Raw genomic sequence first — 19,379 nt, 5'->3', positions numbered from 1 at the left:
TTCCATGGCCTTGTCCAAAGCCCCGCGCAGTCGGGGCTTTGGTGTTTTTGGGCTGACCCGCTTGGCGCCCCGGTGCGACAATAGCGGTTTTGGCAGGGCTGCATGTATCGGCATGCAGCAGAACAATTCCCGTAATTCCTGTACCAGGACGGGTGGATAACGACCATGAAATTCGTAGATGAAGCGTTTATTGACATTGCAGCTGGCGATGGTGGCAATGGCTGTGTGTCGTTCCGCCATGAAAAGTACAAGGAATTCGGCGGCCCCGATGGGGGCGATGGCGGCCGCGGCGGCCATGTGTACGCACTGGCCGACGTCAACCTCAACACCTTGATCGACTACCGCTATTCGCGCCGCCATGAGGCTGAGCGCGGTGAACATGGCAAGGGCTCGGACATGTTTGGCTGCGCCGGCAAGGACATCACCTTGCACATGCCGGTGGGGACCATCATCACCGATGCACAGACCGGTGAGGTGTTGTTTGAGTTGCTGAACCCGGGCGAGGTCATCACCATCGCCAAGGGCGGTGACGGCGGCTTCGGCAACCTGCGCTTCAAAAGCGCGATCAACCGCGCGCCGCGCCAGAAGACCCCCGGCTGGAAGGGTGAGCGCCGCAGCCTGAAGCTGGAGCTGAAGGTGCTGGCTGACGTAGGCCTGCTGGGCATGCCCAATGCCGGCAAGTCGACCTTCATCTCGGCAGTGTCCAACGCCCGCCCCAAGATTGCGGACTACCCGTTCACCACCTTGCACCCCAACCTGGGCGTGGTGCGCGTGGGGCCGGAAAAGAGCTTTGTCGTTGCCGATATCCCGGGCCTGATCGAAGGCGCTTCGGACGGTGCGGGCCTGGGCCACCAGTTCTTGCGCCATCTGCAGCGTACGCGCTTGCTGCTGCACATTGTCGATCTGGCACCGTTTGACGAAGGTGTGGACCCGGTCGCGCAGGCCAAGGCGATTGTCGGCGAGCTCAAGAAATACGACGAAGAGCTCTATAACAAGCCGCGCTGGCTGGTGCTCAACAAGCTGGACATGGTGCCCGGTGATGAGCGCGCCGCCAAGGTCAAGGACTTTGTCAAGCGCTACAAGTGGAAGGGTCCGGTCTACGAGATCTCGGCGCTGACCCGTGAAGGTTGCGAGCCGCTGATCAAGGAGATCTTCCAGTTCGTGCACAAGATGCAAAAGGCCGAGCAGGAGCCGCAAGAGGTCGACCCGCGCTTCGCCGCAGGCGCAGAGCTGGAGCAACCCGACTACTCGGACGATCCCCGCTTTTCGTCGCCTGACTGAGCGACAAGGCCTGCACCGTAGATTTCTCATGGATGGATAGCTGCTTGCGCTTGCGAGACGGGCGCAATGCCGGAAAAAGCAAAAATGGCATCGAATGTTCTGCGCGACGCACGTCGCATCGTCGTCAAAGTCGGCTCCAGTCTGGTCACCAACGAGGGCAAGGGCCTCGATGAAGGGGCCATCACTGAATGGAGCCGCCAGCTCGCCGCCCTGGTGCACGGTGAAGGGGGCGCCAAGCGCGAAGTGATCATGGTCTCCAGTGGTGCGGTCGCAGAAGGCATGAAGCGCCTGGGCTGGCACCAGCGGCCCAAGGAAATCCATGAGCTGCAGGCCGCTGCCGCCGTCGGCCAGATGGGCCTGGTCCAGATGTACGAGACCAAGCTGCGTGAACAGAACCTGGGCAGCGCCCAGGTGCTGCTGACCCATGCCGACCTGGCCGACCGCGAGCGCTACCTCAATGCGCGCGTCACCTTGCTGACCTTGCTGCAGCTGGGTGTCGTGCCGGTGATCAACGAGAACGACACCGTCGTCAACGACGAAATCAAGTTCGGTGACAACGACACCTTGGGGGCGCTGGTGGCCAACCTGGTCGAGGCCGATGCGCTGGTCATTCTGACCGACCAGAAGGGCCTGTACACCGCCGATCCCCGCAAGAACCCCGATGCCGAATTTGTGCACGAGGCGCAGGCTGGCGACCTGAAGCTGGAGGCCATGGCCGGCGGCGCAGGCTCGGGCATTGGCAAGGGCGGCATGCTGACCAAGATCCTGGCTGCCAAGCGCGCTGCGGGCTCAGGCGCCTCCACGGTGATCGCCTGGGGGCGTGAGCAGAATGTGCTGCTGCGTCTGGCTGCCGGCGAGGCCATTGGCACGCTGTTGGTGGCCGATACCCACAAGAACCAGGCACGCAAGCAATGGATGATGGACCACTTGCAGATGCATGGCTATGTCACGGTGGATGAGGGTGCCGCTCAAAAGCTGCGCCGTGACGGCAAGAGCCTGCTGCCGATCGGCATGGTGAGCGTGCATGGCGAGTTCTCGCGCGGTGAGGTGATTGGCGTGCGTGATCCGCAAGGCATCGAGCTGGCGCGTGGCCTTGCCAACTACAGCAGTGCGGAAGCGCGGCGCCTGTGCCGCAAGCCCTCGACAGAGTTCGAGCAGCTGCTGGGCTATACCGGTGAGCCGGAGATGCTGCACCGTGACAACATGGTGTTGACCGGGCATTGACCCGGCCGTCTGCGGCCTGCCATGCACCCGTGGCTCAAAGCACAAAGCGTCCCGAGGGACGCTTTGTGCTTTGGATCGCTCATCCGCCTTTGGGTTGCGGATCGCGCCCGGCATTGCCCGGGTCCGGGTCAAAGCTGGCACCCGGTGGCAGCTCCATCTCCTGCATCATGCGCAGCGGCGAATGGTAGCTCACCACCGTGGTGGTGGTCACCGATACCTGCAAGGTCTCGGCAGAGCTGCCGTCAGGCTCATGCAGCTCACCGTCACGCGCGCGCGCATTGCTGCGCAAATAGCGGTTGCGCGGATCGTGGCGGGGCACAAAACGCGACAGCTCGGTCAACGCCATCTCGTAGACGCCCCGCTTGAATTCCACCACCACATCCAGCGGTACCCAGTAGTCATTCCAGCGCCAGGCATCGAACTCCGGATGGTTGGTGGCGCGCAGATTCAGGTCCCAGTCATGCCCCGTTAACTGGAGCAAAAACCAAATCTGCTTTTGTCCGCGATAATAGCCTCTGGCATCGCGGCGGATGAAGCGTTCTGGCACCTCGTACCGTAGCCAATCCCGCGTTCTAGCCACAATACGTACATGCTCCGGTCGCAAGCCCACTTCCTCATGCAGCTCTCGAAACATCGCCTGCTCGGGGGTTTCTCCACGGTCGATACCGCCCTGCGGAAACTGCCAGCTATGGGTGCGGATGCGCTTGCCCCAAAACACCTGATTGCGCTGGTTGAGCAGGATGATGCCGACGTTTGGCCTAAAGCCATCTCGGTCCAGCATAATCTAACCCCAATTTTTTAAACTGTGTCCATTATGCCTGTGCCTTGAAGCCATCTTCAAGGGGGCAACTACTAGGTCCATTGTCATAGACTATGAAAGCTTCGCAATTTCTCATCTCGACCCTGAAAGAAGCGCCTGCGGACGCTGAAATCGCCAGCCACCAGCTGATGACCCGCGCCGGCATGATCAAAAAGCTCGGCGCCGGCATCTACAACTACATGCCGATGGGCCTGCGCGTGATCCGCAAGGTCGAGGCGATCGTGCGCGAAGAGATGAACCGCGCTGGCGCCATCGAAGTGACGATGCCCGTGGTGCAGCCTGCCGAGCTGTGGCAGGAGACCGGCCGTTTCGACAAGATGGGTGCCGAGCTGCTGCGCATCCAGGACCGCCACTCGCGTGACTTCGTCATCCAGCCCACCAGTGAAGAGGTGGTGACCGACATCGCGCGCCAGGAGTTCAAGAGCTACAAGCAGCTGCCCAAGAACCTCTACCAAATCCAGACCAAGTTCCGCGACGAGCGCCGCCCCCGCTTTGGCCTGATGCGTGGCCGCGAGTTCATCATGAAGGACGCCTATTCCTTCGACAAGGACCGCGACGCCGCCCAGATCAGCTACCAGACCATGCGCGCTGCCTACAAGCGCATCTTTGACCGTTTCGGCCTGCAATACCGTGCCGTGCGCGCAGACAGCGGTGCCATCGGTGGCGATCTGAGCGAAGAGTTCCAGGTGATTGCCGCGACCGGCGAGGACGCCATCGTCTACTGCCCCAACAGCGATTACGCGGCCAACATCGAAAAGGCCGAAAGCCTGGCGCCTACCCAGCCCCGTGCTGCTGCCGCGCAGGCCATGGCCAAGACGGCCACGCCGGGCAAGAGCACCTGCGCCGATGTGGCCGAGCTGCTGAACCTGCCTTTGGCCAACACCGTCAAATCGCTGGTGCTGGCCACCGACGAGACCAATGACAAGGGCGACATCCTGAGCTCGCAGGTCTGGCTGCTGCTGCTGCGCGGTGACCATGACATGAACGAGATCAAGGTCGGCAAGGTCGAGGGCCTGGCCAACTTCCGTTTTGCGACCGTCAGCGAGATTGAAGAACACTTTGGCTGCCAGCCCGGTTACTTGGGCCCGATCGGTCTGAAGAAGCCCGTCAAGCTGGTGGTGGACCGCGACGTGGCCGTGATGGCCGACTGGGTCTGCGGTGCCAACGAGGCCGACTACCACTTGACCGGTGTGAACTGGGGCCGTGACCTGCCCGAGCCTGCGCTGGTCGCCGATCTGCGCAATGTGGTCGCCGGCGACCTCTCGCCAGACGGCCAGGGCGAGCTGGCCATTGAGCGCGGTATCGAGATCGGCCACGTGTTCTACCTGGGCACCAAGTACTCCAAGGCGATGAAGGCCACCTTCCTGGCCGAGAACGGCAAGCCCAGCGAGTTCGAAATGGGTTGCTATGGCATTGGCGTGACCCGCCTGCCCGCTGCGGCTGTGGAGCAAAACCACGACGAGCGCGGCATCATCTGGCCCGATGCGATTGCGCCTTTCACGGTGGTGATCTGCCCGATCGGCATGGACCGCAGCGAAGCGGTCAAGACTGCGGCTGAAAAGCTACACGCAGACTTGTTGGCCGCCGGCGTCGATGTGATACTGGACGACCGCGGCGAGCGCCCGGGCGCGATGCTGGCTGATTGGGAGCTGATTGGCGTGCCGCACCGTGTAGTGCTGGGCGACCGGGGCCTGCAAGAAGGCATGGTCGAGTACCAGCAGCGCCGCGACACCGCAGCCACCAAGGTGCCTGTGGACGAGGTGTTCAGCTTCATCACCAGCCGCTTGGCCTGATGCGGGCATGGGCTGCAAGTGCAGCCCGGCCGGCCAGGCGCCGCATAAAATATTCACCAGAGGGATTGATCCAGGATGTCAGGCTCACGCATTGCTCTACCTGCGGGCGTATCACGCCGCGCGGCCATGGCATCGCTGTTGGCGGGGCCCGGCGCCTGGCTGGCAGCGCCGCAGGCTGCGCATGCCGGTGGCCAGCTGGAGGAGCCGCTGATCGATTCGGTGCGCTCGGCGCTGACGGCCGCCATTGGCAGCGCGGCGCCACCGGAGCCCGTGTTTGTCTCGACCGAGGCCAAGATCGTCTACCTGCGCTGGCTGGGCGCGATGAGTGACCGCCTGCGCCGGCGCAAACCCGACTGGGAAGTGCGCCGCGATTTTCTGCAGACCGTCTGGTATGAGGCCCGGCGTGCGCGCCTCGATGAATCGCTGGTGCTGGGCCTGATCCAGGTCGAAAGCGGTTTCCGCAAGTTCGCGATGTCCAATGTCGGCGCCCGTGGCTACATGCAGGTGATGCCATTCTGGACCCGGGTGATCGGTGATGGTGACCCGGCCAAGCTTTTCCACATGCAGACCAATCTGCGCTTTGGCTGCGTGATTCTGCGCCACTACCTGGACCGCGAAAAGGGCGATCTGTTCATGGCACTGGGCCGCTACAACGGCAGCCGCGGCAAGGACACCTACCCCAACCTGGTCTACGGGGCCCAGCGCCAGTGGCTGTTCGAGAACAAGGTGGAAGCCTGAAGCTTGGGCCCGTGGCAGCTGCCAGCACTGCGACCACAACATAGCCACCGCATGCGGTGGCTTTTTCATGGGCACGGGTGTGGGTTGGACCGGTGTTCAGGCCAACAGGCTGCCCGGGGCTGGCGGCACCGGCGAATCCGGCACCTTGTTGGGGTCCACGACGGTGACCAGCACCTGGTCGATGCGGTAGCTGTCCACATCCATCACCTCGAACTGGTACTTGCCCCAGACCACCTTGTCGGTGCGGCGGGGGATGCGGCGCAGCATCACCATCAAGAAGCCGCCGAGGGTCTCGTACTCGTCGGCGTGCGGCAGGTCATCAAGCAGCAGGGCCCGCTCCACATCCTCGATCGGCGTGATACCGTCGATCAGCCACGAGGTCTCGTCACGGCGCACGATCAGCTCCTCATCAACCGGGCCCATCAGGTCGCCCATGACGGTGCTCATCACATCGTTGAGCGTGACCACGCCGACCACGAGGCTGTATTCGTTGACGATGATCGCAAAGTCCTCATGCGCCTGGCGGAACTGCTGCAGCACCTCGGCCAGGGTCAACCGGTCGGGGATGACCAGGGCCTTCTTGACCAGGCCTTCGTCGTGCAGCTTCATCGGCAGGTTGTTCAGCGCGCGCTGGAACAGGTCCTTGGCATCCACATAGCCGACCACATGGTCGATATCCCCGGCGCAGACCGGGTAGGTCGAAAACGGCTCTTCGGCAATGCGGGCGCGGATGATGTCGTCGCTGTCGTCCTGGTAGAAGAAGGCGATGCGGTCGCGCTGCGTCATCGCCGAGCCGACGGTGCGCGTGTCGAGCTCGAACAGGTTGGCAATCACCTGCTGCTCCTGCGCGGCCAGCACACCAGCCTTGGCGCCCGCCTCGGTCATCGCCAGAATGTCTTCGTAAGTGATCTTTTCATCGCGGATCGTCGACAGGCCGAGCACGCGGAACAGTGCATCGGCCGCCTTGCTGTAGAACCAGACCACCGGCTTGAAGATCGTCATGCACCACTGCATGGGCCGCAGCACCCGCAGCGCCAAGGCTTCGGGCTCGGCCATCGACAGGCGCTTGGGCAGCAGGTCGGCCAGCAAAATGAACAGCGAGGTGACCACGGTGAACGAGAACAGGAACCCGATGGTTTGCGCGGTGGCTGGTTCCAGCCAGCGGCTGGCGATGCCCGCGACAAACGGGCTGAGTGCCCCTTCGCCAACGATACCGCCCAGAATGGCCACCGCATTCTGGCCCACCTGCACGACGGTGAAGTACTCACCGGGCTGCTCCTGGACCTTCATCACACGTTCTGCACGCGGGTCTCCGTCATCCACCATCTGCCGCAAGCGCAGGCGGCGCGAGGCGGCCAGCGCTATCTCCGCCATGGAGAAAAAGGCGCTGAAGCTGATCAGCAAGGCAATGACAAAGAGACTCTGCGTAAGATTCATAGACGTTCTTGTAGGAGCAGTGCAGACCGGCTGCTCACATTTTTCGGCAAAAGCGGGGGCAGCGCGCGGGGCGCCGCCGGATTGAATCCGTGTTCAATGGTCGCATGCCCGTCTGGAGACTGGCAAGTGCTTTTGGCAGCAGGCGCTCAAAGCCCCACAGCGGGGGGCGGGGCGCGGTTGGTGCTGCGGTGCCAAGCTTACCCCAGCAGCCTGGCTATGGCGGCTGGCGGGGCCATTGTGTGCCGCCATCGGAGGGCCGCGCAGCGCAGCCAGCAGCAGAGAGCAGGCGCAAAAAAGCCGCCTCAAAGGCGGCCTGGGCACATCCGGCAAGCCGGGTGCAGCGCAATCAGAGCGTCGCCACGAGTTGCTGCAGCTCGCCCGATTCGTACATTTCCATCATGATGTCCGAGCCACCGATGAATTCACCTTTGACATACAGCTGTGGGATCGTGGGCCACTGGCTGTAGTCCTTGATGCCTTGGCGGATCTCGGGGTCTTCGAGCACATTGACGGTGGTCAGACCACGGGTCTCCACGCCGCTGGCTTTGAGAATCTGAATGGCACGGCCGGAGAATCCGCATTGCGGAAAGCTGGCTGTTCCCTTCATGAACAGCACGATGTCATGGCCTTTGACCAGTTGGTCGATGCGTTGTTGGGTATCGCTCATGGATGGGCTCCGTCGGGGCGTGTGGGTTGCTATGTAATCGGATCAGCGCTGGGATCAGCTTCCCAGATGTGGGCGGTTTGCCACATATCAAGCGCGGACAGGGTTGCCATTATTTCATGGAAGCCCATTGCCCGCCGCTGGCTCGCTCGATGCCAGCGAGGTCGTTGCGGCTTTGCACCTGGGTAAAGCCGCGCTGTGCCAACAGCGCGCGCACCCCGTCCGCCTGGTCCCAGCCATGCTCGATCAGCAGCCAGCCGCCGTCACGCAGGTAGCGGGGGGCGGCATCAATGATATGGCGGATGTCGTCCAGCCCATCGGCGCCGCTGGTCAGCGCCTGGCGCGGCTCATGGCGTAGCGCAGGCATGTGCGGGTCATCGTCGCGGATATAGGGCGGATTCGTGATGATGGCGTCAAACGGGCCTTGCAACGCCGACAGCCAGTGGCTGTGCGCCAAGCGCAGCGGCAACTGCAGCCGCTCTGCATTGGCCTGGGCCACCGCCAGCGCATCGCTGCTGGCATCCACCGCCCAGACCTCGGCTGCAGGCCGCGCATGCTGCAAGGCCAGCGCAATCGCGCCGCTGCCGGTGCCCAGGTCGGCCAGGCGCAAGGCTGGCTGGCCCGGTGCCGCATCGGGCAGCAGCTCCAGCGCCCAGTCCACCAAGGTTTCGGTGTCGGGGCGCGGGTCCAGCACGCGGGCGTCCACGGCCAGGTCCAGCCCGTAAAAGCCTTTATGGCCGGTCAGATAGGCCACCGGCTCGCCATCGGCGCGGCGCTGCAGCCATTGCTGCCACTGCGCGGTCTGCGCGCTGCTCAGGCTGTCGCCGTCATGGGTGATGAGCCAGGCGCGCGCATGGGTCGGTTGGCCGCACAGGTGCAGCAGCAGCATCTGCGCATCGATGCGGGCGATACCCAGCGCAGCGGCTTGCGCCAGCGCCTGGCTGACCGTGATGGGGGTGTTCGGGGTGGAAGCATTCATGTCGGTGCGCGGTTCGCTGTGGCTGCGGGCTAGGGGTTGGCGGCTTGCACAAAGGGCCGCGATTGCAGGACCAGAAGCTGGTCACCGGCAAGCGCCCATTCAATATCCTGGGTGCTGCCGCCAAACTGCTTTTCGACTGCAGCAGCGGCATCGGCCAGGCGTTGGACCAGTGCATCGCTCAGCACCTGGCGCTGCGCAACGGCCACTTCCTGCACGCCGCCGCCAGGTGCCAGCCGCAGCTCGGTGTCTTCGGCCGAGCGGCTGAGGACCTGCACAGCCTTGCTGCGGCGCGAATACAGCACCTGCTCTGCGACCCGCCGGCCTTCCACCACGCGGATGCCGATGCCGCGCTTGGCGGCGATGAAGACGCTGTGCGGGGTGTTGCCCAGCGGATCGCGCGTGACCATCACACCCGAGGCATCCGAATCCACCGCCTTTTGCACCAGCACGGCCATTGCAACAGCGTCCTGCGCAATGCCGGCGGCGCGGCGCGCCTCCCAGGCTTCGAAGTTGAAGACCGAGGCCCAGACCTTGCGTACGGCATCCTGCAAGGCCGCCTCGCCCTTCACATGGGGCACGGTGGTGTAGAGGCCGGCGCCGCTGAAGCCGGGCAAATCTTCCGAGCTGGAGGAGCTGCGCACAAACACGCCAGCCTGCTGCAGCTGGCTGGTCCAGCGCGCCTGCAGCTGGCTGGCAAAAGCGGCATCGAGCGGCATCTGTTCGATCTCGGCACGCAGCGCGGCCAAGGCACTGCGGCGCAGCGCGGCATCGCTGTCAAAGCCCGGCTGCTGCCGCATGCGGGCTACTTTTTCCGCCAGGCCAAAACGCTGCATCGCGCTGGCATAGGCGCCAAAGGGCAGGCAGAAACCGTCGGGCACCTGGACCCCGGCAATGCCTGCATGCCGCACTTCGCCGAGGTTGGCGGCCTTGGCCCCGCACTGGCGGCGGTGGCTGGCGCGCAGTGCCGCCAGCGGCTGCAGCGCGCTGCTGCGCATGTCGTTCTGAATACTGGCGCCCGCCAGGCTGCGTTTGAGGGCCGTGCGCTCCAGGGCCTGGCTGCGTTCGGCACCGGTGGCGGCCCGCAGCTGGTAGTCCTTGGCGCTGACCGTCAGGTGCACCCATTGGCCGTTGTGTGCTGCCAGCAGCTGGCTGGCATCGCGCACATAGGCATTGGGTACGCCCCAGCCCCTGGCCAGCAGGTTGACATGCGACACCATGGTCGATGGCTGCTCGGTCACCACGCCCGCCACCGGCGGCAGCGTAATCGGTACCTGGCGCAGCACCACGATGTCGCTGGGCTGCAGGTCCTGCACCTGGTCGATATCGTCCACCAGGCGCAAACGGCCCACGGCCTGGCCGGTGTTCAGCGGCAAAAAGGGCTGCTGGCCGATCAGCGCACTTTGCGTCACAGCGGGAATGCCTGCGGCGGCCGCCACCTGCTCTTGCGCGCTGGCATTGGCCTTGAACTGTACGGGTGCAAAAAAATGGCTGCGCAGCTGGGCTTGGGTTTCGCGCAGCAAGGCGCCTGTCAGCTGGTCGCCTTCCCAGAATTCGTAGACAAAGCCGTCGATCTGCGGCTGCCAGCTCAAGGTGCCCAGGATGAAGCGGCGCCCCGCGTCGCGGTAATTGCGGTTCAGCGCGTCCTTGCCGCCGCGCAGCAAGCCCTGCGCGCGCAGGAAGTGGTCGTGCAGCTGGTAACGCGGGGTGTTGATGAAATACAGCCGGGCCGCAGGTTGGGCCTGGCGGTCCACCACAAAGATCACATGGGGCTGGGCCAGCGGCGTGCCGGCGTTGTAGACGCGGGCCAGCTGGTCAAAGGCGGCCTGGCTGGGCAGATCGGCGGCAAAGGGCAGGCTGCTGTGGTGGGCAATGGCCTGCGCGGGCGCGCTGCTGCCTGGCCTGGCGATCAGCTCCTGCGGCGTGCGGCCATCCTCATACATCGATGGCTTGCGCGCCAGCTGTGCCGATGCGCTGCTGGTGGCCAGAGCCAGCGCGATGCAACCCGCCGCACGCCAGGCAGCGCGCAACGCCAAACCGGGGTGGGGGCTGGGCATCGCTGGCCTTATTGGTTGACTTCCAGCTCGGCCAGCAACTCGGCCTCGCGTTCGGACTGCAGCGCTTCCATCAGCTCGCTGAGGTCGCCGTCCATGATGAAGCTGAGCTTGTACAAGGTCAGGTTGATGCGGTGGTCGGTGACGCGGCCCTGCGGGAAGTTGTAGGTGCGGATGCGGTCGCTGCGGTCGCCCGAGCCGATCAGGCCCTTGCGCATCGCTGCCTCCTTGGCGGCACGCTCGCTGCGTTCCTTTTCCTGGATGCGGGCCTGCAGCACCTGCAAGGCCTTGGCCTTGTTGCTGTGCTGGCTGCGGCCGTCCTGGCATTCGGCGACGATGCCGGTGGGCAAGTGGACGATGCGCACCGCCGAATCGGTCTTGTTGATGTGCTGGCCACCGGCGCCGCTGGCGCGGAAGGTGTCGATGCGCAGGTCAGCCGGGTTCAGCGTAATGGCCTGCTGCTCATCGGGCTCGGGCATCACCGCCACGGTGCAGGCGCTGGTGTGGATGCGGCCCTGGGTTTCGGTGGCGGGCACGCGCTGCACGCGGTGGCCGCCGGATTCAAAGCGCAGGGTGCCGTAGACGTTGTCGCCGCCGTCGATGCGCAGCACCACTTCCTTGTAGCCCCCCAGCTCGGCCTCGTTGGCGCTCATGATCTCGACCCGCCAGCCCATGCGCTCGGCGTAGCGGGTGTACATGCGGGTGATGTCGCCGGCAAACAGCGCCGACTCATCACCGCCGGTGCCGGCCCGCACTTCGACGAAGGCGGGGCGGGCATCGTCCGGGTCCCTGGGCAGCAGCATGCGCTGCAGCTGCGCGGCGAGCTGCTGCAGCTCGGCCTCGCCATTGCTGATTTCTTCGCGCGCCATGTCGGCCATGTCCGGGTCGGCCAGCATCTCCTTGGCGCCTTCGATATCGGATTCGACCTGCTGGTAGCGCGCATAGCGCTCGGCCACCGCGGCGACATCGGTGTGCTCACGCGAGAGCTTGAGGAACTGCGGCATGTTGGCCATGATGCCCTCGCGCGAGAGCAGAAAATTCAGCTCGTTGAGGCGCTCGGCATAGCGTTCCAGCTGTTGGCGGAGAAAGTCTTTCATGGCGGTCTGGTAGGCAGGGCCTGCGCCGGGGTTGCCGCAAATGCAGCGATCAAACAGGCAGGCCGAGAAAAAGAGGGGCGGGGGAGCGAGCAGGGGGCGGCAAGCCGCGCAGCGTCGCTACAAACCCGATTGGTGGCCGTTGCCACCGCCGCGCTGGCTGCGCAGGAACAGGCGCGACACCATGTCTGCAGTCTGGGCACGCGCCTGGGCATCGCCCGCGTGCAGCTCGGCCATCGTGCCATGCAAAATCTTTTGCGACAGGCCACGCGTCAGCGCATCGAGCACTGCGTCCATGTCTTCGCCCTTGGCCAGGCGCTTCTTGGCACGTTCGATCTCCAGCGCACGCCAGACATCGGCCTGCGCGTTGATCTGCTGGATCAACGGCACGGCGCCGCCCTCTGGGGCGCGCTGGTCCATCCAGTGCATGAAGCGCTGCACGCCGGCATCGATGATGGTTTCGGCCTGCACCACGGCAGCCTGGCGCTGCTCCTGGCCGGCCTTGACCACATGGGCCAGGTCATCCACGGTGTAGAGGTAGATATCGCCCAGGTTCTTGACCTCGGCCTCGATATCGCGGGGAACGGCCAGGTCCACCATGAAGATCGGGCGGCGCTTGCGCTTTTTCAGTGCGCTCTCGACGGCACCCAGGCCGATGATCGGCAGGCTCGATGCGGTGCAGCTGATGATGGCATCGTATTCGTGCAGATGGTCGGGTAGATCGGCCAGGCGCATCGTGCTGGCGCCAAAGTGGCCGGCCAGTTTTTCGCCGCGCTCCAGCGTGCGGTTGGCCACCGTGATGTGGGCGGGCTGCTTGGCTGCGAAATGGGTGGCGCACAGCTCGATCATCTCGCCGGCGCCGACAAACAGCACGCGGATCTTGGTCAGGTCTTCAAACAACTGGCCCGCCAGACGCACGGCAGCGGCAGCCATGCTGATGCTGTGCGCGCCGATCTCGGTGGCACTGCGCACTTCCTTGGCGACGGCAAAGCTGCGCTGGAACAGCTGGTTCAGCGTGGTGCCCAGCGAGCCGGCTTCTTCGGCGGCGCGCACGGCGTTCTTCATCTGGCCCAGAATCTGGGCCTCGCCCAGCACCATCGAATCCAGACCGCTGGCCACGCGAAAAGCGTGGCGGGCGGCCAGGTCGTTCTGCAAGGTGTAGGTGTAGTGCTTCAGCGCATCGGCTGGCAGGTCGCCGCTCTGGGCGAGCCAGCGCAAGGTGTGGTCAAGCGCCGGCTCTTGGGCGGCGCAATAGATCTCGGTGCGGTTGCAGGTCGACAGGATGGCGGTTTCCACACCGGCGTGGCTGTGCACACCCGAGATCGTGCTGCGCAAACTCTGCAAAGTTGGCGCAATCTTGTCGAGTGCAAATGCAAACCGGCCGCGAATGTCGACCGGTGCCGTCGTGTGGTTGATGCCCAGGGCCCAAACTGCCATGTCACAGATTATAAAATCTCTGTAAATCCATTGCTTGTCGTATCAGTACCAGCTTGACTTATATCAACCGGCCCGCTCCATGACTGCTAGCACCAGCCTCTGGCACCTGCTGAATTTCTGCGCACCGGCCGCCTTTTTGGCGCTGTTGCTGGTGCTTGCCCGCTGGGTGTTTGCACGCAAGGCCGCGCCCTTGCTGCCCTGGTATGGCCAGCTGGCACTGCATTTTCTGGTGGGCTGTGCCGCCCTTTTTGCCGCCCTGCTGTGGCAGGGCCGCGATGGCAGCCTGGCGGGCTATGCGCTGTTGGTGCTGGCGATGGCCAGCAGCCAATGGGCGGTGCTGGGCAACTGGCGGCGCTGAGGCCAGCGACTGCAACTATTTCTGAGGCAGAAGCTATACGTTTCTTTACAATTCAGACATAATTGTGGGATGACTACCACAACGACCTTGGCAGGCCACCGCTCCCGGTGGCTTTTCTGTATTTGCTTTCTGGCGGTGGGCGTTGTAGCGGCGGCGCTGGTCTGGGGATCGCAGGCCTTGCTGTTTGCCGACACCAATGATTTTCAACGCGTGGTGGGCCATCTCTACCTGACGCCTCTGGGCGACGGCATCCACTGGACGCTGCCCGAGCGCGCGTTCCGCACGCCGGGCAATCCGGAGCTGGCCTCGCATATGTTCACGTTTGCGGGCTGGGTGCAGCGCTTCATGCCGGGGAACCTGTTTGACCTGTCGCGCACGGCGCTGGCGGCCAAATTGCTGCTGCTGGCCTATGCCGGTGTGCTGGCCTGGCAATGCGCTGTGGCGCTGCAGCGCGGTGCGCTGGGCTGGGCGGGGCTGGCGCTGGCCTGGTTGGCGGCGTTCTTCATGGCGCACAACATCGGTATGGCGCAGTCGTTCTATGCCGAATACGCCTGCCTGATCGCGCTGCCGCTGCTGCTGCTGGGCATGCTGGCCTCGCGCCGCGCAGTCCGGCTGGCCGGTCTGGGCCTGGGGGCACTGGTGTGCGGCCTGGCCAAGGTGCAGTATTTTTATGTTCCGCTGCTGGCGCTGTTGTGCGTCTGGGCCGCAGGCCGCTGGCAGCGCAGCCCGGCCGACAGGGGGCTGCTCAAGCTGCTGCTGGCGGTGCAGGTGCTGTGCCTGGTGCCGCTGTTGATCGGCAAGAACGCCAGTCTCAATGCCTACCATGGCGTCTACCTGGGCTCCTACATGGTGCTCAGCCCGGCGCAGCTCGATGGCCTGGGCGTGCCGGCCGAGCGCCGTGACTGCATCGGTGTCGATGCCTGGGGCAATGCGCTTTCGGGCCCCGGCGGCACCCAGGTGCAGCACACGGACCGCGATTGCTACCCGGTGACGCCCAAGCTGGGCAAGGGCGATGTGCTGCGGCCCTATCTGCACTACCCGCTGACCCTGTGGCGCCTGGCCCGCTTTGCGCTGCCCAGCCATTTCACGGTGCAGTACTTCCATGTGTTTCCCGGTAACTTCTACCTCCACCGCCACGAGGGCGGTGCCCAGCCGGTGACCGATCTGTTGCAGCAGCTGACGCTACTGCGCGACCGCAGCATCACGCCGCTGGCGCCGCTGTTTCTGCTGGCCGCGCTGGCGCTGTTTGCCGCCAGCCGCTGCCGCCAGGCCGCCCGCATGCGCCCGCTGGCTGCTGGCGGCCTGCTGCTGGCGCTCTTGGTGGTGTCGCAGGTGATCATCGTGCTGCTGGGCGAAGGTGTGCGCGACATGAGCAAGCACCTGTGGGCGGCGCAGCTGGCGCTGGACATGCTGGTGGTGCTGACGGCCGTGCAAGGCCTGGGCTGGCTGTGGCTGTTGTGGCGGCGCAAGTCCGCGCCCACTGCCCAGGCGGCGGCAGCTACTGTCTGAAGGCGGCGGCGTCAATCCGAAAAAATGCGAGACAGGGGCCGGTTGTAGAAGCGGGATGCGCCGGTCATCATGCGGTGCACAGGCCGCGCTTGCGCTGCCCGCCGCTCAACCGATAACAACCCAAGGAGACCCTCCATGAAGCACATTGCACACGCCTTCCTGGCAACCATCGCCGGCCTGGCGCTGACTGCCGCCGCCCAGGCCCAGCAACCTTTCCCGACCAAGCCGGTGCGCGTGGTCATCGGCTTTCCCGCAGGAGGCCCGCTGGACCAGCATGCCCGCTTGTTGACCGACAAGCTCCAGGGCGTGCTGGGCCAGCCGATCATCGTCGACTACAAACCCGGTGCCGGTGGCGCGGTGGGCGCGCAGGATGTCATGAAAGCGCCGCCCGATGGCTACACGCTGATGCTGGCCAATACCGGGGTGATGGTGATCAACCCCGCGCTCTACCCCAAGCTGCCCTACAGCACCTTGCGCGATTTCACGCCGGTGGCGCGCACGGCCATGCAGCCCCTGGCCTTGCTGGTCAACAACAAGGTACCGGCCAAAAACCTGCAGGAGTTCATCGCCTACGCCAAAGCCAACCCGGGCAAGGTCAACTTTGGCTCGGCCGGCAATGGCGGCATCAGCCACCTGGTGCCCGAGATGTTCAAGAGTGCGACCGGGCTGGACCTGGTGCACATTCCCTACAAGGGCAGTGCGCCGGCCTTTACCGATCTGGTGGGTGGCCAGGTGCAGTTCATGGCCGAGAGCATTCCGCAGGCTGCCGCCTACCACAAGCAGGGCAAGGTGCGTGCGCTGGCCGTCACCAGCAAGGAGCGCAACCCGGCGCTGCCCGAGGTGCCCACCGCCATTGAAGGCGGACTCAAGGGCTTTGAGGTCGTGGGCTTCTATGGCTTTCTCGCGCCCGCCGGAACGCCCAAGGACGTGGTGGACAAGCTCAGCTCCGCGTTTGGCCAGGTGATGCAGATGCCCGATGTGCGCGGCCGCATGGTGGAGCAGGGGGCTGACCCTGCCTTTCTCGGTGCCGAGGCCTTCCAGCAGTTCCTGGCGGCGGAGACGCCACGCTGGGCCGAGGCGGTGAAGGCCTCGGGCACCAAGATGGACTGAGGCGCAGCGCGCACCCAAAAAAGGCCCGGCATGGCCGGGCTTTTGTCTGGCGGTCAGCCAAGGCACGAGTGCTGCGATGGCATTACAGCAGCGGACCATCCTGGGCCGGGCTGAACAGATCGACCCGGTCGGTGATGATGCCGTCGGTGCCCAGATCGATCAGGCGCTGGGCGGCCCATTCGTCGTTGACGGTGTAGCTGCTGCAGCGCAGGCCTGCGGCATGGACCTTGGCCACCAAGGCGGCATCCCAGAGCGCATGGTTGAGCACCAGTGCCTGGCAGCCCAGCTCCAGCGCCAGCTGCAGCTCAGTGTCGCCGCTGCCATCGGCCAGCTTGTCCACCAGCAGGCCGCGCGGGATATGCGCTGCCACTTCGCGGGCGCCGCGCAACGAATCGGCCTTGAACGAGGTGAACAGCGGCGGCACCACGTTTTGCGGCCAGATGCGGTTCATCAGCGCGCCAGTGGCGCGGCCGGTCTCCAGCTCCTGGCCGGGCGTGGGCTTGATCTCGACATTGAGGTAGAGGTGGTTGGCCAGGCACCAGCGGGCGAGCGCTTCCAAGGTGGGCAGGTTTTCGCCCGCATGGCTGCGGGAGTGCCAGCTGCCGGCATCGAGCTGGGCCAGCTCGCCCATGCTCAGATCGCTGCCGGTGCCCTGGGCATTGGTGGTGCGCTTCAGGTCTGCATCGTGCATCAGAAACAGCACGCCATCGCGGCTGAGCTTGGCATCGCATTCGAACATGCGGTAGCCATGTGCCGCGCCCAGGCGGAAGGCGCTCATGGTGTTTTCGGGCGCCAGTTTGCCTGCGCCGCGGTGGGCCACCCAGCGTGGATAGGGCCAGTTGCTAGAAAGCGTCATATCAGTCTCGATGAGAAAAAAGAAAAGCGCCACAAGTGCTGCACTTGGGCGCTGGGGTTCAAGGGCTCAGCTCAGGAGCCAAGGCGCGGCAGGGGTGCACATCGCCTTGCCGCGCTCAGATGCGCTTGCCGGTTTCTGCGTGGAACCAGTGCAGGCGGTCTTCACGGGCGCTGATGCGCGCCACTTCGCCGGGCTTGGGGAAGGCATGGCCTTCCTCGACGCGCACGACGACTTCTTCACCGCCGACCTTGCCGTACAGTAGGCGCTCGGCGCCCAGCAGTTCCACGGTTTCCACCTGGAACTCCCAGCCGCCCGAGGCCACCAGGTCGATGTGCTCGGGGCGGATGCCCAGGATCTGGCCGGCCTTGCCAATGGGGGCGTTCTTCAGCAGGTTCATTGGTGGCGAGCCGATGAAGCCGGCCACAAAGGTCGACGCGGGCGTGTGGTAGACCTCTTCAGGCGTACCGAACTGCTCGACATTGCCGCCGTTCATCACGATCATGCGCTGGGCCAGGGTCATGGCCTCGACCTGGTCGTGGGTCACGAACAGGCTGGTGATGCCCAGCTCGGCATGCAGCTTCTGGATTTCGATGCGGGTCTGGCCGCGCAGCTTGGCGTCCAGGTTGGACAGCGGCTCGTCAAACAGGAAAACCTGGGGCTGGCGCACGATGGCGCGGCCCATGGCCACGCGCTGGCGCTGGCCGCCCGACAGCTGGCGCGGCTTGCGGTCCAGCAGGTGCGACAGCTCCAGAATCTTGGCGGCCTTGTCCACGCGGCGCTTGATCTCGTCCTCGGGCACCTTGGCGAGCTTGAGGCCGTAGGCCATGTTCTCGTAGTTGCTCATGTGCGGGTAGAGCGCGTAGTTCTGGAACACCATGGCGATGTTGCGCTTGGCGGGCTCCAGGTTGTTGACGATCTTGTCGCCAATCATCAGGTCACCGCCGGTGATTTCTTCCAGGCCGGCAATCATGCGCAGCAGGGTCGATTTGCCGCAGCCCGAGGGGCCGACCAGGACGATGAATTCGCCGTCCTTGATTTCGGCATTGACGCCATGGATCACGGGAACGGCAGTCTTGCCGGTGCCGTAGCGTTTGACAATGTTCTTGAGAGAGATGGAAGCCATATGAAGGTTTCGTTGTATCGGTCAAAGATGGTGGAGGGACAAGATGGCGAGGGGTTACTTTTCGGTATCCACCAGACCTTTGACAAACCACTTTTGCATCAGCATCACCACCAGGGTCGGTGGCAGCATCGCCAGGATGGCCGTGGCCATCACGATATTCCAGTCCACAGCGGCTTCGCCGCCTGCCAGCATGCGCTTGATGCCGATCACCACGGGGTACATGTCTTCCGAGGTGGTCATCAGCAAGGGCCAGAGGTACTGGTTCCAGCCGTAGATGAACTGGATCACGAACAGCGCAGCGATCGAGGTGCGGGACAGCGGCACCAGGATGTCCTTGAAAAAGCGCATCGCGCCGGCGCCGTCGATGCGTGCCGCTTCCACCAGCTCATCGGGTACCGTCAGGAAGAACTGGCGGAACAGGAAGGTAGCGGTGGCCGAGGCGATCAGCGGCAGGGTCAGGCCGGCGTAGCTGTTGAGCAGGCCCAGTTCGGCCACGACCTTGTAGGTGGGCAGAATCCGCACTTCGACGGGCAGCATCAGGGTGAGGAAAATCGCCCAGAAGCAGATCATCTTGAAGGGGAAGCGGAAGTAGACGATCGCAAAGGCCGACAGCAGCGAGATGGCGATCTTGCCGACGGTGATGATCATCGCCACCCAGAAGCTCACCCACATCATGTGCATCACATTGGTGTTGGAGCCGAGCTTGCCGGAGCCAAACAGTGCGGCCTGGTAGTTTTCCCAAAGGTGGGCGCCAGGCAGCAGCGGCATGGGGGACTGCACGATCGCATCGGCCGTGTGGGTCGAGGCGATGAAAGCCAGGTACAGCGGGAAGGCCACAATCGCCACGCCGAGCACCAGCACGGCGTGCGAGAAGAAATTGAGCCAGGGATTGCGGTCAACCATGA

The 19,379-nt window shown here is 64.5% G+C and carries 16 protein-coding genes and 1 pseudogene; 7 read left to right on the top strand and 10 right to left on the bottom strand.

What is annotated here, in order from left to right; all coding sequences use genetic code 11:
* Positions 1–165: 165 nt before the first annotated feature.
* Together cgtA and proB are read left to right on the top strand one after the other, a co-directional pair.
* The gene (gene cgtA, locus ACCQ08_RS10535) at positions 166–1,281 is read left to right on the top strand and encodes an Obg family GTPase CgtA (protein WP_230770598.1); all 1,116 of its coding nucleotides are present in this window, start codon (positions 166–168) and stop codon (positions 1,279–1,281) included.
* A gap of 84 nt (positions 1,282–1,365) precedes the next feature.
* Complete coding sequence (gene proB, locus ACCQ08_RS10530; RefSeq protein ID WP_373449754.1) at positions 1,366–2,505, top strand: glutamate 5-kinase; 1,140 nt, start codon at positions 1,366–1,368, stop codon at positions 2,503–2,505.
* A gap of 234 nt (positions 2,506–2,739) precedes the next feature.
* Here proB and ACCQ08_RS10525 read toward each other — a convergent pair.
* Positions 2,740–3,286 (bottom strand): annotated as a pseudogene (locus tag ACCQ08_RS10525) (RNA pyrophosphohydrolase); the annotation flags it as partial.
* 92 nt (positions 3,287–3,378) lie between these two features.
* On the opposite strand from ACCQ08_RS10525, the gene ACCQ08_RS10520 reads away from it, so the two are divergent.
* Together ACCQ08_RS10520 and ACCQ08_RS10515 are read left to right on the top strand one after the other, a co-directional pair.
* Positions 3,379–5,118 (top strand): proline--tRNA ligase, encoded by a 1,740-nt coding sequence (locus ACCQ08_RS10520; RefSeq protein WP_239810804.1) that lies wholly within the window; start codon positions 3,379–3,381, stop codon positions 5,116–5,118.
* Positions 5,119–5,244: 126 nt separating this feature from the next.
* Positions 5,245–5,856: a lytic transglycosylase domain-containing protein gene (locus tag ACCQ08_RS10515; RefSeq protein ID WP_239810805.1), complete on the top strand. Its 612-nt coding sequence runs from the start codon at positions 5,245–5,247 to the stop codon at positions 5,854–5,856.
* A 96-nt stretch (positions 5,857–5,952) separates the two neighbouring features.
* Here the strand turns inward: ACCQ08_RS10515 and ACCQ08_RS10510 are convergent, their stop codons facing one another.
* The 6 genes from ACCQ08_RS10510 to hemA form a co-directional block, all read right to left on the bottom strand.
* Positions 5,953–7,293 (bottom strand): hemolysin family protein, encoded by a 1,341-nt coding sequence (locus ACCQ08_RS10510; protein WP_312451965.1) that lies wholly within the window; start codon positions 7,291–7,293, stop codon positions 5,953–5,955.
* A gap of 346 nt (positions 7,294–7,639) precedes the next feature.
* A complete protein-coding gene (grxD, locus tag ACCQ08_RS10505; RefSeq protein WP_021027821.1) occupies positions 7,640–7,960 on the bottom strand; it encodes a Grx4 family monothiol glutaredoxin in 321 nt (106 codons plus the stop codon).
* A gap of 109 nt (positions 7,961–8,069) precedes the next feature.
* Entirely contained in the window at positions 8,070–8,936 is an 867-nt protein-coding gene (prmC, locus tag ACCQ08_RS10500; protein ID WP_373449753.1) for a peptide chain release factor N(5)-glutamine methyltransferase, read from the bottom strand.
* A gap of 29 nt (positions 8,937–8,965) precedes the next feature.
* A complete protein-coding gene (locus tag ACCQ08_RS10495; RefSeq protein ID WP_373449752.1) occupies positions 8,966–10,990 on the bottom strand; it encodes a PEP/pyruvate-binding domain-containing protein in 2,025 nt (674 codons plus the stop codon).
* An 8-nt stretch (positions 10,991–10,998) separates the two neighbouring features.
* Positions 10,999–12,084, bottom strand: a complete 1,086-nt coding sequence (gene prfA, locus ACCQ08_RS10490; RefSeq protein ID WP_373449751.1) for a peptide chain release factor 1 — start codon at positions 12,082–12,084, stop codon at positions 10,999–11,001.
* Positions 12,085–12,201: 117 nt separating this feature from the next.
* On the bottom strand, positions 12,202–13,518 hold the full coding sequence (gene hemA, locus ACCQ08_RS10485; protein ID WP_230770608.1) for a glutamyl-tRNA reductase: 1,317 nt from the start codon (positions 13,516–13,518) through the stop codon (positions 12,202–12,204).
* A 79-nt stretch (positions 13,519–13,597) separates the two neighbouring features.
* Between hemA and ACCQ08_RS10480 the strand changes: the two genes are divergently transcribed.
* The 3 genes from ACCQ08_RS10480 (at position 13,598) to ACCQ08_RS10470 (ending at position 16,495) form a co-directional block, all read left to right on the top strand.
* On the top strand, positions 13,598–13,876 hold the full coding sequence (locus ACCQ08_RS10480; RefSeq protein WP_239810810.1) for a hypothetical protein: 279 nt from the start codon (positions 13,598–13,600) through the stop codon (positions 13,874–13,876).
* 69 nt (positions 13,877–13,945) lie between these two features.
* A complete protein-coding gene (locus ACCQ08_RS10475; RefSeq protein WP_312529457.1) occupies positions 13,946–15,385 on the top strand; it encodes a hypothetical protein in 1,440 nt (479 codons plus the stop codon).
* Between the two features lie 135 nt (positions 15,386–15,520).
* Positions 15,521–16,495: a Bug family tripartite tricarboxylate transporter substrate binding protein gene (locus ACCQ08_RS10470; RefSeq protein WP_373449750.1), complete on the top strand. Its 975-nt coding sequence runs from the start codon at positions 15,521–15,523 to the stop codon at positions 16,493–16,495.
* Between the two features lie 82 nt (positions 16,496–16,577).
* Here the strand turns inward: ACCQ08_RS10470 and ugpQ are convergent, their stop codons facing one another.
* The 3 genes from ugpQ to ugpE form a co-directional block, all read right to left on the bottom strand.
* Positions 16,578–17,351, bottom strand: a complete 774-nt coding sequence (gene ugpQ, locus ACCQ08_RS10465; protein ID WP_239810813.1) for a glycerophosphodiester phosphodiesterase — start codon at positions 17,349–17,351, stop codon at positions 16,578–16,580.
* A gap of 115 nt (positions 17,352–17,466) precedes the next feature.
* Entirely contained in the window at positions 17,467–18,474 is a 1,008-nt protein-coding gene (gene ugpC, locus ACCQ08_RS10460) for a sn-glycerol-3-phosphate ABC transporter ATP-binding protein UgpC (protein ID WP_230770617.1), read from the bottom strand.
* 54 nt (positions 18,475–18,528) lie between these two features.
* On the bottom strand, positions 18,529–19,377 hold the full coding sequence (gene ugpE, locus ACCQ08_RS10455) for a sn-glycerol-3-phosphate ABC transporter permease UgpE (protein ID WP_116927066.1): 849 nt from the start codon (positions 19,375–19,377) through the stop codon (positions 18,529–18,531).
* Between the last annotated feature and the right edge of the window lie 2 nt (positions 19,378–19,379).

This window comes from Comamonas sp. SY3 (genome assembly GCF_041730275.1).
Classification (GTDB): Bacteria; Pseudomonadota; Gammaproteobacteria; order Burkholderiales; family Burkholderiaceae_C; genus Comamonas; species Comamonas sediminis.
Note: the sequence above shows the minus strand (reverse complement) of the source record. Positions and strands in the feature narration are given on the sequence as shown.

Bases quoted from the DNA above. Each gene is read 5' to 3' on its own strand.
- cgtA (WP_230770598.1), top strand. From the start codon at position 166: ATGAAATTCGTAGATGAAGCGTTTATTGACATTGCAGCTGGCGATGGT.
- proB (WP_373449754.1), top strand. From the start codon at position 1,366: ATGGCATCGAATGTTCTGCGCGACGCACGTCGCATCGTCGTCAAAGTC.
- ACCQ08_RS10520 (WP_239810804.1), top strand. From the start codon at position 3,379: ATGAAAGCTTCGCAATTTCTCATCTCGACCCTGAAAGAAGCGCCTGCG.
- ACCQ08_RS10515 (WP_239810805.1), top strand. From the start codon at position 5,245: ATGGCATCGCTGTTGGCGGGGCCCGGCGCCTGGCTGGCAGCGCCGCAG.
- ACCQ08_RS10510 (WP_312451965.1), bottom strand. From the start codon at position 7,293: ATGAATCTTACGCAGAGTCTCTTTGTCATTGCCTTGCTGATCAGCTTC.
- grxD (WP_021027821.1), bottom strand. From the start codon at position 7,960: ATGAGCGATACCCAACAACGCATCGACCAACTGGTCAAAGGCCATGAC.
- prmC (WP_373449753.1), bottom strand. From the start codon at position 8,936: ATGAATGCTTCCACCCCGAACACCCCCATCACGGTCAGCCAGGCGCTG.
- ACCQ08_RS10495 (WP_373449752.1), bottom strand. From the start codon at position 10,990: ATGCCCAGCCCCCACCCCGGTTTGGCGTTGCGCGCTGCCTGGCGTGCG.
- prfA (WP_373449751.1), bottom strand. From the start codon at position 12,084: ATGAAAGACTTTCTCCGCCAACAGCTGGAACGCTATGCCGAGCGCCTC.
- hemA (WP_230770608.1), bottom strand. From the start codon at position 13,518: ATGGCAGTTTGGGCCCTGGGCATCAACCACACGACGGCACCGGTCGAC.
- ACCQ08_RS10480 (WP_239810810.1), top strand. From the start codon at position 13,598: ATGACTGCTAGCACCAGCCTCTGGCACCTGCTGAATTTCTGCGCACCG.
- ACCQ08_RS10475 (WP_312529457.1), top strand. From the start codon at position 13,946: ATGACTACCACAACGACCTTGGCAGGCCACCGCTCCCGGTGGCTTTTC.
- ACCQ08_RS10470 (WP_373449750.1), top strand. From the start codon at position 15,521: ATGAAGCACATTGCACACGCCTTCCTGGCAACCATCGCCGGCCTGGCG.
- ugpQ (WP_239810813.1), bottom strand. From the start codon at position 17,351: ATGACGCTTTCTAGCAACTGGCCCTATCCACGCTGGGTGGCCCACCGC.
- ugpC (WP_230770617.1), bottom strand. From the start codon at position 18,474: ATGGCTTCCATCTCTCTCAAGAACATTGTCAAACGCTACGGCACCGGC.
- ugpE (WP_116927066.1), bottom strand. From the start codon at position 19,377: ATGGTTGACCGCAATCCCTGGCTCAATTTCTTCTCGCACGCCGTGCTG.